Source organism: Thalassospira sp. CA1 (genome assembly GCF_059052855.1).
The window spans coordinates 307479-322487 of record NZ_JBZCIA010000003.1 but is presented as its reverse complement, the minus strand read 5'-3'; the positions used below and the strand labels follow the sequence as shown (position 1 = coordinate 322487).

Annotated in this window: 13 protein-coding genes; 3 read left to right on the top strand and 10 right to left on the bottom strand. The window is 55.6% G+C overall.

Annotated features, from left to right (window positions below):
- Window positions 1-98: 98 nt before the first annotated feature.
- From AC5Q5A_RS08280 to AC5Q5A_RS08250, 7 genes are all read right to left on the bottom strand, one after another.
- Entirely contained in the window at window positions 99-1499 is a 1401-nt protein-coding gene (locus tag AC5Q5A_RS08280; protein WP_493894939.1) for an aspartate aminotransferase family protein, read from the bottom strand.
- A gap of 56 nt (window positions 1500-1555) precedes the next feature.
- A complete protein-coding gene (locus tag AC5Q5A_RS08275; protein ID WP_493894938.1) occupies window positions 1556-3043 on the bottom strand; it encodes an NAD-dependent succinate-semialdehyde dehydrogenase in 1488 nt (495 codons plus the stop codon).
- 180 nt (window positions 3044-3223) lie between these two features.
- Window positions 3224-3469 carry a hypothetical protein gene (locus AC5Q5A_RS08270; RefSeq protein ID WP_493894937.1) on the bottom strand — a complete coding sequence of 82 codons (246 nt, stop codon included), beginning with the start codon at window positions 3467-3469 and terminating at the stop codon, window positions 3224-3226.
- Window positions 3470-3546: 77 nt separating this feature from the next.
- Entirely contained in the window at window positions 3547-6738 is a 3192-nt protein-coding gene (locus AC5Q5A_RS08265) for an ABC transporter transmembrane domain-containing protein (RefSeq protein ID WP_493894936.1), read from the bottom strand.
- Between the two features lie 107 nt (window positions 6739-6845).
- Window positions 6846-7625 (bottom strand): MBL fold metallo-hydrolase, encoded by a 780-nt coding sequence (locus AC5Q5A_RS08260; protein ID WP_040823107.1) that lies wholly within the window; start codon window positions 7623-7625, stop codon window positions 6846-6848.
- A 113-nt stretch (window positions 7626-7738) separates the two neighbouring features.
- Window positions 7739-8575 carry an ion transporter gene (locus tag AC5Q5A_RS08255; protein ID WP_493894935.1) on the bottom strand — a complete coding sequence of 279 codons (837 nt, stop codon included), beginning with the start codon at window positions 8573-8575 and terminating at the stop codon, window positions 7739-7741.
- 126 nt (window positions 8576-8701) lie between these two features.
- Complete coding sequence (locus AC5Q5A_RS08250) at window positions 8702-9658, bottom strand: acetyl-CoA carboxylase carboxyltransferase subunit alpha (protein ID WP_008890050.1); 957 nt, start codon at window positions 9656-9658, stop codon at window positions 8702-8704.
- A 162-nt stretch (window positions 9659-9820) separates the two neighbouring features.
- On the opposite strand from AC5Q5A_RS08250, the gene AC5Q5A_RS08245 reads away from it, so the two are divergent.
- On the top strand, window positions 9821-10315 hold the full coding sequence (locus AC5Q5A_RS08245) for a GNAT family N-acetyltransferase (protein WP_493894934.1): 495 nt from the start codon (window positions 9821-9823) through the stop codon (window positions 10313-10315).
- On the opposite strand, the gene AC5Q5A_RS08240 is transcribed toward AC5Q5A_RS08245, so the two are convergent.
- A complete protein-coding gene (locus AC5Q5A_RS08240; RefSeq protein ID WP_063087007.1) occupies window positions 10316-10684 on the bottom strand; it encodes a winged helix-turn-helix transcriptional regulator in 369 nt (122 codons plus the stop codon).
- 179 nt (window positions 10685-10863) lie between these two features.
- Here AC5Q5A_RS08240 and AC5Q5A_RS08235 point away from each other — a divergent pair, with 179 nt between their 5' ends.
- A complete protein-coding gene (locus AC5Q5A_RS08235; protein ID WP_493894933.1) occupies window positions 10864-11886 on the top strand; it encodes a zinc-binding alcohol dehydrogenase family protein in 1023 nt (340 codons plus the stop codon).
- A gap of 93 nt (window positions 11887-11979) precedes the next feature.
- Here AC5Q5A_RS08235 and AC5Q5A_RS08230 read toward each other — a convergent pair whose 3' ends face one another.
- Entirely contained in the window at window positions 11980-12894 is a 915-nt protein-coding gene (locus AC5Q5A_RS08230; protein ID WP_493894932.1) for a LysR family transcriptional regulator, read from the bottom strand.
- Between the two features lie 98 nt (window positions 12895-12992).
- Between AC5Q5A_RS08230 and AC5Q5A_RS08225 the strand changes: the two genes are divergently transcribed.
- A complete protein-coding gene (locus AC5Q5A_RS08225; RefSeq protein WP_493894931.1) occupies window positions 12993-13832 on the top strand; it encodes an NAD(P)H-dependent oxidoreductase in 840 nt (279 codons plus the stop codon).
- A gap of 62 nt (window positions 13833-13894) precedes the next feature.
- On the opposite strand, the gene AC5Q5A_RS08220 is transcribed toward AC5Q5A_RS08225, so the two are convergent.
- Complete coding sequence (locus AC5Q5A_RS08220; protein WP_417828889.1) at window positions 13895-14881, bottom strand: HpcH/HpaI aldolase/citrate lyase family protein; 987 nt, start codon at window positions 14879-14881, stop codon at window positions 13895-13897.
- Window positions 14882-15009 lie beyond the last annotated feature (128 nt).

Genomic DNA, 15009 nt, shown 5'->3' with positions numbered 1-15009 from the left:
CAGGGGCCGGTCATGGGCCCGGCCCCTGTGCACCGCCGCGTCGGGAAGAAGGTTTGACGCGGCGGGTATTTCTGATGTCGCAGTGATATCAGTTTGGCTTATTTGCCAGCAGCAACTTCGTCTGCGACCGCATCAACAGCCTGTTTGGCAATGTCGATGACTTTGTCGACTTCGGCCTTGGTGATGCAAAGCGGCGGGGCAAAGCCAAGGATGTCACCATGCGGCATGGCGCGTGCAATCATGCCACGTTCCAGGCAGGCGGCTGATACGCGCGGACCGATTTTCGCATTCGGATCGAAACGTTCCTTCTTGGTTTTATCCGCGACAAACTCAAGTGCGGCCATCAGGCCAACGCCGCGCGCCTCGCCAACCAGCGGATGGTTGTCAAAGGTTTCATGCAGGCGTTTCTGGAAGTAACCGCCCGTGTCCGCCGAATTGCCTGTCAGGTTTTCACCATCGACAATATCAAGGTTGGCGTTGGCAGCAGCCGCACAGACCGGATGGGCGGAATAGGTCCAGCCATGGCCGATCGGGCCCATCTGATCGGAACCCTGTTCCAGCACCTTCCAGACGCGTTCGCCGATGATCACACCCGATAGCGGCAGGTAGCCCGATGAGACGCCCTTGGCGATCGTGATCAGGTCCGGCTTGATGCCATAGTGAAGCGACCCGAAGTAGGACCCGGTACGGCCAAAGGCGGTCACGACTTCGTCGGCAACCAGAAGGACATCATATTTGTTCAGGACAGCCTGGATGGCTTCCCAGTAGCCTTCCGGCGGAGTGATGATGCCGCCCGTGCCCATGACCGGCTCGCCGATGAAGGCAGCAACGGTTTCCGGACCTTCGCGCAGGATCATTTTTTCCAGATCATTGGCACAGCGTTTGGCAAATTCTGCTTCGGTTTCGCCAGCCTCTGCATTCCAGTAATGGTGCGGGCAGGTGGTGTGCAGAATGGGCGCACGCGGAAGATCAAATGCGTTGTGGAAGGCAGCAAGGCCGGTCAGGCTGCCGGTCATGATGCCCGAGCCGTGATAGCCACGCCAACGCGAGATGATTTTCTTTTTCTGCGGCAGGCCGCGGATGTTGTTGTAGTACCAGATCAGTTTGATGTTGGTTTCGTTCGCGTCCGATCCGGACATGCCGTAATAGACGCGCTGCATGCCTTCGGGCGCGCTTTTGATAATGCGATCCGACAGACGAATGACCGGCTCGTTCCCGTGGCCGACATAGGTGTGGTAGTAGGCCAGTTCCTTTGCCTGCGCATAGATCGCATCGGCAATTTCGGTACGGCCATAACCAACGTTTACACAATACAGACCGGCGAACGCATCAAGGCTTTCCTTACCTTCGGTGTCGTGGATATAGATGCCCTTGCCGCCATTGATGATGCGGTTGGGGGTTTCACCGGCTGCGTGCTGGCGCATGTGGGTCGAGGGGTGCATGAAATGCGCCCGATCCATTTCCTGCAGATCAGCAGTGGTGTTTTTGATAACATTCATTTGAATTCTCCCATGTGAATGCGGTTGATGTCTTTTGCGCGCACCAAGGTTGAAACCTAGGCTTTGTAAGCAGCGCAGACGTATTTCAGTTCGGTAAATTCTTCGAGGCCATGGCGCGATCCTTCGCGACCCAGACCCGATTGCTTGACGCCGCCAAACGGGATCGGTGCGCCGGTGATTTTCACGCAGTTCAGGGCAACCATGCCGTATTCAAGGGCGTTTGAGACGCGTGCCGCGCGGTCGTTGTCCTTGGTCAGCAGATAGGCAGCAAGGCCATATTCGCTGTCATTGGCCTTGGCGACGACTTCGTCCTCGGTATCAAACGCCATGACCGGGGCAACCGGACCGAATGTCTCTTCGCGATAGATCTTCATGTCAGCGGTGACATCGGCAAGCAGGGTCGGGGCAAAGAACAGCCCGCCCATTTTCTTGCCGCCAGTGACAACACGGGCACCCTTGGCGCGCGCATCGGCAACATGTTCTTCGCATTTGGCAACCGCACGGTCATGCATCAGCGGACCGATTTCGACATATTCCTCGATGCCGTTGCCAACCCGCAGATCGGCGATGGCCTTGGCATATTTATCAAGGAAGTCGTCATAGATGTCGCGCTGAACAAAAATGCGGTTGGCGGCCAGGCAATCCTGACCACTGGTAGCGAATTTGGCGTTCACCGCGTGGGCGACGGCCTCGTCGAGATCGACATCATCAAAGACGATGAACGGGGCATGACCACCCAGTTCCATCGACATTTTCTTGATCGTCTGAGCACCTTGCGACAGCAGAAGACGGCCAACCTCGGTCGAGCCGGTAAAGGATAGTGCGCGCACATCGTGATGGCCGCACAGCTCGCCCACGACCGGGTTCGGATCGCCGGTGACGATGTTAAATACGCCCGCCGGGATGCCCGCACGTTCGGCCAGTTCGGCCAGTGCAGTTGCCGAAAACGGCGTTTCGGTGGCCGGGCGTACGATCATGGTGCAACCAGCGGCAAGAGCAGCCGCGGCCTTACGCGTGATCATCGCACACGGGAAGTTCCAAGGTGTTACAGCGGCAGTCACCCCGATCGGTTCACGTTTGATCGACATGTTGCGGCCGGGCAGGTGGGATGTGATGTTTTCGACATTCACCCGCTTGGCTTCTTCGGCGTAAAATTCGATGAAGCTTGCGGCGTAATCAATCTCACCGCGGGCTTCGTTGATCGGCTTGCCCTGTTCAAGGGTCATCAGAAGGGCCAGGTCTTCCTTGTTTTCAATCAGAAGATCATGCCAGCGACGCAAAGCGTTTGCGCGTTCCCGGGGCAGAAGGGCCGCCCATGCCGGGAAAGCTTCGCGGGCAGCCGCGATGGCCTTGCGGGTTTCGTGAACGCCCATGTTCGGAACGGTGCCGATGAAGCTGCCATCGAACGGGTTGGTGACTTCGATCACCTGAAGGTTGTCAGCCGAGCACCAGCGACCATCAATATAGGCATGTTCGCGCAGCAAACGCAGATCGGAAAGCTGGCTGAGCGAAACGCAACGCTGTTCCTTTGATTGTGCCGTCATGGGGACCTCCTTCCTTGAGCTTGGCGCGGTTTGCGCGAAGCATGTCATTGAACTGAGAGGAAGGTATCAACAGGCGATCAGAGGAGGTGACCGAACTCGGCGCCATTTGATGCGTTTTTTTTGGCGCGGAGTGGCAAAAAGCGAATGTTTTTTCTGCTGAGCGCCAAAACGCGCAGAAAATCAGTCTTCTGACCGATCGAGATATTTGCGCATTTCGCGTTTCTGGCGGTGCTTTTCAACGAGGGTTCGGATGATGATGGCGGCAAAAAACAAGATCACGACGCTTGTCGTCATCGGGAAGGCGACCGGGATGCCAATGACAAAGGCCAGTGCGCCGATAACACTGCCGCCAACAAGGGCGATAAAGCCGCCCAGCATGATGATGCCAAGCAATACGGCAAGGAGGATGGAGGCGATTTTGTTCATAAGGCGCAGTTCATAAGGTCAGGCAAAAGAAGGATGGACGGAGCCCCTTTACCGGGAAGCTCCGTCCGTTCGCTTTGTCAGTTCTTGTCGTTGTTGCGGTTGGTCAGCTGTTTGGTGGTTTGATCAAGCCGTTGAGCCAGAACACGGATCAACTGATTGGAAACAGCCTGGTCCTGTCGAACAAGGCCGAGGAATTCGGTCTTGTCGAGTTTCAGAACTGTCATGTCTTCGACCGCACGGATCGTGGCCGAACGCGGTGCATCGACAAGCAGGGCGATTTCGCCAATGACTTCCTTGGCATGAACGTCACGCAGTTTGAGTGTCTGGTGTTCATCGGTGGTCAGCCAGATTTCACCGCGCCCGGAAATGACGATAAAGGCGGCATCACCCGGATCCCCCTGTTTGACGAGAACCTCGCCATGTTTGAAGGTCAGGCGCGGGCTGGTAAAGGCCAGCAGCTTGACGACACTGGGGTCGAGGCCGGCGAATAGCGGGATGGTGCGCAGCAACCGGACTTCCTGATCGATGTCTCCTGCGGCCAGTGCGGCTGCGGCTTCGTCTTCGGTTTCTTCGGTTGTTGTTTCACTGTCATCGGCAACGCTTTTGCGTTTGACCAGCTTTCCGTTCGACATATAGAGCAAGGTATCGAACTTTTCACCGGCATGGTCATCATCATCGACCCAAACCAGACTGGTATGGTCACTTTCGCCGGTCAGGTAGTTGATGATGCTTTCGCGGGTTTCGCGGTCCAGAGCCGAAAGGCCTTCGTCGACGACCAGAAGATCCGGGTTCTTGATCAGAGCACGGACAAGGGCGATTTTCTGACGCAATGTCTGGGACATGCGACTGCCGCCAACGCCGACCTGACTTTCAAGGCCAAGGGACACCAATCCTTCGTAAAGGCCGCCTTCGTGGGCGATTTCAAACAGGACCTCGCCGACGCGTTCCTCGGAATTTGCACGGCCATAGGCAAAGCGACCGAACAGCAAGTTATCAAGGATCGGTGCTGCTGATGCGTAGCCATCCGCCTCGAAGAAGTCGATATAGCCTGCCAGATCATCGGGCATGTTTTCGCGGAACTTGGGCCGGGCCTGAAGAACAAGTTCGCGGAAATCATCATCAATCACGCGCAGGCGGTGACGGGCCGGGGTCAGTTGCATGGCAACGTCGAGAAGACGCAACTGGTCTTCTTTGCGCATGTCATCAACACGCACACCGTCGGTGCGTTTCAGGATGTTCTTCACCTCGGGCATTTCATCGGCCGAGACAAAGCTGTAACGGTCAAAGAATTCATGCCCCGGGGGCAGGCCGGTAAACAGTTCGATCATAAGATCAAGCGTTTCACGCCCCATCTTGATCATCTTTTCATACAGGCCGCTTTCACGCAGGCTTTTCTGGATATAGGGATGGGACAGGAAGTCCATCCGCTTGAATTCGGTGCGTGATGGCGTCCCGAACAGGATGTTCACGCCGACCGGCGCGTTGTCGTTGTATTTGTCGAAATCATACGGTTCGACAAGGTCGGACAACTGACGTTCGGCCAGAATTTCCTTAAGGCGCGGACGGACATCGAGTACCGATTGAACAAGGTTCGGGCGTTCTTCGGGGCTGATGCGGCGCAACAGACCAATGCGATAAATATCACGATCAAGGCCGACCACCTCAAGCAGGCGCATCAGTTCCTTTTGCATGTCTTCGCGCGATTCAAATCCCGGTCCGACATAATCGATCCACTCGGCAGACGGATCATAGGGGATGTTGCCCGACATCTTGATCTCGTCATACATTTCGCGCGTCAGCTTCCAGGGCAGATCGGCTGGATCGGCAAGTTCGACGACATCGACAAATTTGGGATCGGGATAGGCTTTGGCGTCGGCATCGCTGTCGGGTGCGGGATTGTCGTTATCCTGTTCCACAAGGACAGGGCGGTGTTTCAGGCCATAGAACAGGTTATCGGAAATGCTGCCATTAAACAGATACGCATCCGCCCCGACATAGGCCAGACGTTGCCCGACCACCGCAGCCGGAAGCGTGGTGGCATCAAAATCGGCGAACTGAATGCGCCCGCCCGTCGGGGTCATGATGTGGGCAATCAGGCGGGCAAGTTGCGATTTGCCACTGTCTGATGCGCCGGTCAAAAGGGCCTTGCCCGGCAATCCCATATTAAACGAAACATTTTCGACAACGCGGGTGCCATCCTCGTCCGTCCATGACAGGGCACTGACATCCAGCGGGCCGGCCAGTTTCGGCGAAACCGGTGCAATCAGTTCGTGTTCCGGCGCAAGGTCAGGCAGTTCGAACTGTTCGTGCAGCTGTTCGTATTTGATGTTGGCATCAGCCAAGCGCTGATAATAGGCGAGAAGCTCTTTCCACGGTGCTGACATGTCCTTGTAGGCGGCAAGGGCCGCAACCAGCGCGCCAAAGCTGAGGTCACCGGTAATCACCAGATAGCCACCGATGGAATAGAAGAAGAACGGGGTGATCTGGGCGATGAAGTTATTCAGGAACTTGATGAAGAATTTGCGGAAATAGATTTCCTTGCGGATCTCGAAAATCCGGCCAAGCCGCTGGGTGAAGTGGGTCAGTTCGAACCCTTGCGTTTCGTTCGCACGAATATCGGTCGCACCACCAACCGTTTCGCCGATATGTTCGGACATGCGGCGCACGTTCTGAACGCGCTGTTTGCCAAGCAGGTTCACGCGGCGTTGCAGTTTCGGGATCAGATAGCCCTGCAACGGATAAAACGCGATCGCTGCCAGCCCCATCAAAGGGTCCTGAATAAAGATAAAGGCCGAAATCGTGATCAGAATGCCGCCCTGATAAAGCGGCAGGGCATAGGCCTCGCCAAAGAAGCCGCCCAACGGTTCGGCTTCGGCGGTGATCATGGAAACGATTTCGCCCTGACTGGTCTTGCGGAAATGCGGCAGTGGAAAACGCAGAACACGATCAAAAAGCTCGTAACGCATGCGACGCAGCATGCGTTCTGCCATCACGCCCTGATAGACGTTGATGAAGTATTTGAAGCCGCCATTAACGAAAACGAGGGCCAGAAAAATGCCCGAGAGGGCGAACAGATACTCGATCTGGGTCAGATCGATGCCAAGGATGTCATAGGGCGCACCGGCACCACCGATGGCCTCGTTGACGATCTGCTTGGGCAGATCAAGCGAGTAATAAAGAAACGGGAAAGAGGCCAGCGTGACCAATGTCAGCATGATCTGCTGGAGGCGGCTATGACGCCATATATAGGCAAAAACCGATTTGGGCATTCGCACGTCCCGTTTTGTGGTTGTGGAACATTTTTGTTCCGTTTGCTCGTTTTTATATTTGGGCAGGGTCAGGACCCTAATGTGCAGGTTATGCGCCGGTTGTCTGATCAACCAAGATCAAAACTTTGTTCCGGTTCAATGAACCCACAGAAACCGTCCGCCACGGCGTCGGGTTTATCATAAGCCTGATAGTGATAGAGCCACATCTTCGCCTTGATCTCGGCAGGCAGGGTCACAAGTTGGTCGTAATGGGCATGGACCCCGGAATGACGGGGGCCGAGTTCGCAATCCTGAAAGATGATGTCGGCCTTTTTGTAGAACGGCATATGATCTTCGGGATTGAAAATCGCATCTGTTGTCAGGAAGAAGGACTTGTTCTGGCCGTGACCGAACAGGGCATAGGAATACATCGTGCTTTCCGGTGTCACGACATGCGCAACCGGGATGACATCGAAATGCATACCATGCCAGTCAAATCCGTTCTTGGTGGAAAGCGGGACAACATCGAAATAGGACGACAGTTTGCTGTTGCCGTGATCGCTGATTTCAAGGCCGCCGCGCAACGAGTGTTCCCACAGCGGTTCAAGCAGTTCGTCGACCGCAAACAGTTCCGCCCGGTGGCCTTCGAAGACGAAATAATTGGCAAGCGCCATCCATTCGAGCCCACCGATATGGTCCGAATGCAGATGGCTGACATAGACACCATGAATGTCGTTTGGCATATGACCAATGTTGCGCAGCGAATGGCGCGCGTCTGAACCGCAGTCAATCAGCAGGCGCTGTGGTTGGTCATTGCCCGACGGGGTCGTTTCCAGAACCATGTTGCTCTGAAAATTGTCAGCGGCCATACAAAAGGCCGATCCTGTCCCCGCAAACGTTAGCTTCATTCCCCGATCTCCCGATATTTGTCGAAAGATTAGACGAGGTTCGGGGCGTTTAACCACCCCCTTTTTATGAGTAACCGCTCAATTTTCCCGGCAAGCCTGGCCTGACCGACTGTTCAGGAGGGGGTCGATGTCTTGTTTTGATCGGATGGAACGTCTTGTGGATGGTCGTTCCGGGCGTTGGCAAGTTTGCTCATTTCACTACGCAGAGCGCGCAGTTCGGTCATGATTTCTTGATGATCGAGTTCGATCACATCGCGTGTCTGGGTTTCTTCAACATCGACATGTGTCGACATCGCATCAACCACAATCGCGATAAACAGGTTCAGGACGGCAAATGTCGTTACCAGAATGAACGGCACGAAGAAAAGCCACGCCAGCGGGTAAGACTCCATCACCGGACGGACGATGCCCATCGACCAACTTTCCAGCGTCATGATCTGGAACAGCGAATAAAGGGACGCGCCAATATTGCCAAACCAGTCGGGGAAGCCCTCGCCAAACAGCTTGGTCGCCATCACCGCCGAGACATAAAACACCAGCGACAGCAATGTCAGGACGGAAATCATACCGGGGATGGCGCGCATCAGGGCTTCGACCACCTTGCGCATGGAGGGCACGGTCGAAATCAGGCGGAAGGCACGCAGGATACGCAGCGCACGCAGGACCGAGACGCCCTGGCCCGCAGGCATCAGGGTGATGGCAACAATCGTGAAATCAAAGACATTCCAGGCGCGCTTGAAGAAGGCCAGCCGATAGAGCGCAAGTTTCATCACCAGTTCGATGACAAAAATCGCCACCGCCACCTGATCGAGCACATGCAGCACCGACCCCGCCGCATTCATCACAGTCGGGGATGTTTCAAGCCCGAGGATGATGGCGTTAATCGCAATGACGGCGGTGATGAAATTTTGAAAGCGACTGGATTCAACGATCCGGCGAAGAAAATTCATGGTGCCTCCCGACCAGGCCGGAAAAGGGCGCTTCATTTTGCCGGATATAACCGACGGACAGACTGCGCCGGAAAATGACAACAGGGCGCAGCATCATTGATGATGGTCTGCGCCCTGAATGGAAAATCAGTTCAGGCCCTTGCGGCCCATTTCAAGGAATTTGTCACGACGGCGCGCCTTCAGCACACCACCTTCGACATCGTCCATGCTTTCAAGTGCCTTGATGATCGCTTTACCAACCCGTTTGCAGGCTTCCTTGGCATCGCGCTGTGCGCCACCAAGCGGCTCTGGCACGATTTCGTCAATGACGCCAAGCTGCAACAGATCCTGTGCGGTAAGACGGAGCGCCTCGGCAGCGGTTTTGGCTTCGTCGCCAGAACGCCACAGAATGGATGCGCAACCTTCTGGCGAGATCACCGAATAGATCGAGTTTTCGAGCATCAGAACGTTGTTGGCAACGGCAAGCGCAATCGCACCACCCGATCCACCTTCGCCGATGATGACCGACACCAGCGGCACCTTGATATCAAGGCAGGCTTCGATCGACCGTGCGATGGCTTCGGACTGGCCGCGCGCCTCGGCATCGGCACCCGGGAAGGCGCCAGCAGTATCAACAAGGGTGACAACCGGAATGTTGAAACGCTCAGCCATGCGCATCAGGCGGATTGCCTTGCGATAGCCTTCGGGGCGGGCGGAACCGAAATTGTGTTTCACACGGGTTTCGGTATCGCGACCTTTTTCATGGCCGATCACCATCACCGTGCGGCCCTGCAAGCGACCGAAACCACCGATGATTGCGGCGTCTTCGCCAAACTGGCGGTCACCGGAAAGCGGGGTGAAATCGTCAAACAGGTTGGCGATATAGTCGGTGAAATGCGGACGATCAGGATGGCGCGCCACCTGGGTTTTCTGCCAGGGGGTCAGCTTGCCATAGGTGCCTTGCAAAAGCTTGGTCAGCTTTTCCTGCAGGCGGGAAACCTCGTCTGCGATGTTGACTTCGTCACTGCCCGTCAAATGACGGAGCTCTTCGATCTTGCCTTCAAGTTCGGCGATCGGCTTTTCAAAATCGAGGAAGTTATGCATCAGGGCATCATATCCGACTGGGAAACAATGGGGCGGAACATAGTATATCGACCCGCCACGTCAAGGGCGGAGCTATGAACAGTCCATATTTTCCGTTTACGTAATAATTATGGCGTAGTGTTCATACATTCATTACGCCTGACAGTTTGCACGTGGAACCCCATGACGTCCAGTATCGAGATCACACACATCAATGCCCCGGACGACGTTTCGTTCGAGCGGCTTGTTGAAATTCTTTTGGCAGCCTTTGCCTTTCAGGACGATATTGTCGATCCGCCAAGCTCGGCCAAATCGGTTTCGGTTTCCGAACTGCAATGGCGTTTTGCGCGTGACACGCTGTTTGTTGCGCGGGACGGCAATGGCAGCATCATCGGCCAAATCTGGATCGAGGATGTCGGCAAGGATGCCTATCTTTACAAGCTTTCGGTCGACCCGGCGGTCAAGGGATCTGGTATCGGCAAGGCATTGGTCGAGGCCGCCTGTGCGTTTGCGCGTGATCGCGGCAAACAGCATATGCGGCTTAGTGTTCGGATCGAACTTGAAGACAATATCGGGTTCTTCAAATCACGCGGGTTTGCGATTGCCGGTGAAGGCGTCCATGACGGATATGACAGAACGACATTCTGGAAAATGGCGCGTGATTTGCGGCAAATCTGATCAGGCGGGTTCACTTTCGGGCATTGGGCGTTTTGACATCGCATAATATGGAACGTGGGTTTCGCCCCAGTCCTTGAGGGCCAGAATAATGCCGCGCAGCGTTTCACCCTTTTGGGTCAGGCTGTATTCAACGCGCGGCGGGACTTCGGCATAGACTTCACGATGTACAAGCCCGTCGGTTTCAAGTTCGCGGAGCTGGCGGGTCAGCATGCGCTGGGTGACGCCGGGCATCAGACGGCGCAGCTCGTTAAAGCGTTTTGTGCCATCAAGCAGATGGAACATCACAACGCCCTTCCACTTGCCGCCAATCATATCAAGCGCGCCTTCAACCGGGCAGCCGGGGCTTCTGTTGGGTGGGCAGCTATTCATCTTTAACCTCCAAATCAGCAAGGACCGGTTCAGGTGATGTGCCTGTAATGCCCGGAAATCCACAATAGTATACAAATTGATACTATATGCTGAAATTGTGCGTACTTATTTCAAGGAGGATTATGCGTTAAAAGTTGGCCATTCACAAATCAAACCTTTGATGGAAGGAAATGCCAAAGATGAAAGCCATTGGTATTTATAAATCTGCCCCGGTCGACACCGACGGCCTGTTCATCCAGATCGAAACCGATGCCCCGGTTGCCGAGGGTCACGATATCCTTGTACGGGTAAAGGGCGTTGCAGTGAACCCGGTCGATTTCAAAGTCCGCAAGGGCAAGCAGGATGACGGTGCCTTCAAGGTGCTTGGCTGGGATGCGGCCGGTGTGGTCGAGGCTGTTGGCGAAGACGTCACCCTTTTCCGTCCGGGCGATGACGTCTGGTATGCTGGTGATGTGACCCGTTCGGGGTCCAATGCCCAGCTGCAACTTGTTGATGAACGCATTGTTGCGCCCAAGCCGAAGTCACTTGATTTCGCCGCCGCCGCAGCGCTGCCGCTGACGACGATTACGGCGTGGGAAGCGATGTTCGATCGCCTTCTGATTGATCGCAAGGCGGTTGACGCCAATGCAAACAAAACGATCCTGATCATTGGCGGGGCCGGTGGTGTTGGATCGATTGCCATTCAGTTGGCCAAGCTTGCCGGTCTGAAAGTCATCACGACCGCATCGCGCCCGGAAACTGTGGCGTGGGTCAAAAAGCTTGGCGCGGATCAGGTGATCAACCATCGCAATCCGCTGGATGAAGAACTGGCGGCGATTGATGTTGTCAATGTTGATTACATCTTCTGCACGTCGGAAACCGATCAGTATTTCGATGTGATGGCGAGTGTCATCGCGCCGCAGGGCCGGATCGTCACGATCACCGAGGCCCAGGAAAATCACAATGTGGATCTTCTGAAAGCCAAGTCTGCCAGCTTCTCCTACGAGTTCATGTTTACCCGTTCGATGTTCCAGACGGCTGATATGATTGAACAGCACAAGCTTCTGGCGACGGTGGCCCAGTTGGTTGATGAGGGCACCATCACCAATACGGCGAATGAAAGCTTTGGCGCGCTGTCACCGGAAAGCCTTCAGAAAGCGCATGCGTTGCTGGAAAGTGGCAAGGCCATTGGCAAGATCATCTTTGACGGCATTGCCGACTGATCGCAGTACCTTGAGATAACAGGCATCTGAATTTCGGGCCGATCCGCGTGAATGTCGCGGGTCGGCCTTTTTTGTGTTTGTGCGATATGCCGGTTAATCGGCGGAAGCATCTGCGATCAGTGCTGTGATCTGATCGCGGAGCCAGCGATACAGGGGATGGGTGGTGGTGCGGTCATGCCAGATCAGCGCCATGTCAAAACCGGTAACGGGCATCGGGGGATCAAACATCTGGATCTGACCGGTGCGACCGTGGGCAACCCGTCTGGGCACAAGGGCGATCATATCGCTGCGTGCGACGATTTCGGGGACAACAAGAAATCCCGGTGCAGACAGGGCAACATTGCGTTTGCGTCCAAGTGCCGCCAGGGCATCATCCGCAGGCCCCCTAAAGCCGCCGCCTTCGGGGGACACAACCACATGGTCAAGCGCGCAAAAGCTGTCGAGATCAAGTGGCGCGTTGATTGCCGGATGATCGCATCTGGCGATTGCGACATATTCCTCGCGATAGATTTTACGCATCCGAAGCGTTTCTGGCGCGGTTTCAGGCGTTGAAAGTGCCAAGCTGACGTCACCGCGCGCCATCTGGGTATCCAGCATGGATGTGTTGATCGTGCGCCAGGCGACCTTGATCCCCGGCGCATCACCCCGCAAGACTTCAAGCAACGGCATCAGGATCGCGTATTGCACATAGTCACTGGCGGCAATGGCGATGGTGGCGGTGATTGTTGATGGATCAAACGGACTGTTTTCCGCAACCACCAGGCGGACAGCTTCCAGTGCGTTATGCAGTGGTTCTTGCAGTTCAAGTGCGCGTTCGGTCGGGATCATGCCGCGCTGTGCGGGCAGCAATAACGGATCGCCCAGCAAATCACGCAGGCGGGTCAGCCGGGTTGAAATCGCCGGCTGACTTAGGTTCAGGCGCCTTGCCGCATGGGTGACATTGCGTTCGGCCAGCAGCGTGTCGAGTGTCACCAGCAGGTTCAGGTCAAGCTTGCTGATATCTGTCATATTTATACCAGACCAAAAATTATTGAATTTCAAAGATAGCAGAACATCAGGCCATGATCACGCATCGAACGTGATCCCCTTTTGGAAAGGACGGCCCAATGTCGAATGTCTTGATTGTCCATGCCCATCCCGAACCGGCATCCCTGACCAGCGCATTAAAGGATGTTGCGGTTGAAACGCTGCGTGCTGACGGCCACGCCGTGCAGGTTTCTGATCTTTATGCCATGGGGTGGAAGCCGCTGGCTGATGCGCACGATTTTACCGAACGTCGCGATCCTGATCGGCTGATCTATGTGGCAGAGTCCAAAAATGCCTATGCGTCCGGCTTTCAGACGGCGGATATCGCCGCCGAACAGGACAAGCTTTTATGGGCGGATGCGGTGTTGTTCAGCTTTCCGATGTGGTGGTTCGGCATGCCCGCCATCCTGAAAGGCTGGTTTGATCGGGTGTTTGCCTATGGCTTTGCTTATGGTGTGGGCGAACATAGTGAGACGCACTGGGGCGATCGCTATGGCGAGGGCACCCTTGCCGGACGCCGTGCGATGCTGATCGTACCGATTGGCGGACATTTGCCGCATTACAGTGACCGTGGCGTTAATGGCAGCATCGATGATGTGTTGTGGCCGATCCAGCACGGCGCGCTTTTCTATCCCGGTATGGATGTCATGCCGCCATTTCCGGTTTACAGCACCGATCGCGTGGATGAAGACGGCTGGGCAGAAATCGAGGTCGCGTTCAAGCAACGCCTTGCCGGTTTGTTTACCGATGATCCAATCCCGTACCGCACCCAAAATGGTGGCCACTATGATGGCAAGCAGCGCCTGAAACCGGAACTCGGTGGTGGGTCGGATGGCATCAACATGCATCTGGTGCGTGAAGGCGATCCCCAAGAAGTCCTGCACGGGCAAGTCAGGCAGTCGCGCCGACTGGCATCGTAAATAATAGTAAAAAGGGCCGGGGAAAATCCCGGCCCTTTTGATGTGATCTGAATATAAGGCGTTTAACCCGCGTCGCGTGCGGCGATGGCTTCGGCCTGACGGACCATGACTTCGGCCTGTTTGATCGATGCGATATCAATCAGACGACCATCAAGGGCGACGGCGCCAGCCCCTTCGGCCTGGGCCTTTTCCATCGCTTCAAGGATGCGTTTGGCCTTGGTGACTTCGGCATCAGAAGGTGAATAGACCTCGTTGGCCAGCGTGATCTGGCTTGGATGGATCGCCCATTTGCCCTCGCAGCCCAGCACCATGGCGCGGGCCGCCTGTGCGCGATAGCCATCCGGATCGGAAAAATCACCAAACGGACCATCAATCGGACGCAGACCGTTGGCGCGCGCCGCAACCACCATGCGGGCAATGGCATAGTGCCACATATCACCCCAGTGATAATCGCGCGGGTTATCGCCATCCTTGTCGGTCAGAACGCCATAATGCGGGTTCGGGCCGCCAATGCCGGTGGTCATCGCCTTGGTCGAGGCGGCGTAATCGGCGACACCGAAATGCAGACTTTCATTGCGCGGAGAGCCCGCGGCAATTTCATGGATGTTTTGCATGCCAAGGGCAGTTTCAATGATCAACTCAAACCCGATGCGCTTTTTACGGCCCTTGGCCGTTTCGATCTGGGTTGCCATCATATCAAGGGCGTAAACGTCGGCAGCGGTTCCGACCTTCGGGATCATGATCAGGTCAAGCCGGTCACCAGCCTGTTCGAGAACATCGACGACGTCACGATACATATAATGGGTATCAAGACCGTTGATGCGTACCGACAGGACCTTGTCGCCCCAGTCGATATCGTTAATGGCCTCGATGATGTTTTTGCGCGCCTGTTCCTTGTCACTGGGCGCAACGGCGTCTTCCAGATCAAGGAAAATGGCATCGGCCTTCGATTTCGCGGCCTTTTCAAACAGTTCGATCCGGCTGCCGGGAACGGCAAGTTCGGACCGGTTCAGGCGTGCCGGGGCCGGGGTCGGTGTGGTGAAGCTCATGGTAACGTTTCTCCAGAACCTGTCATTTCAATCAGTGCGTCGCAGGCGATGGATCATCACTTGATCATCGCGCGAAGCATGTGGCGTATTGTTGCGTCCCGTTTTCGGGATCGTACCGTGGCCGCCGT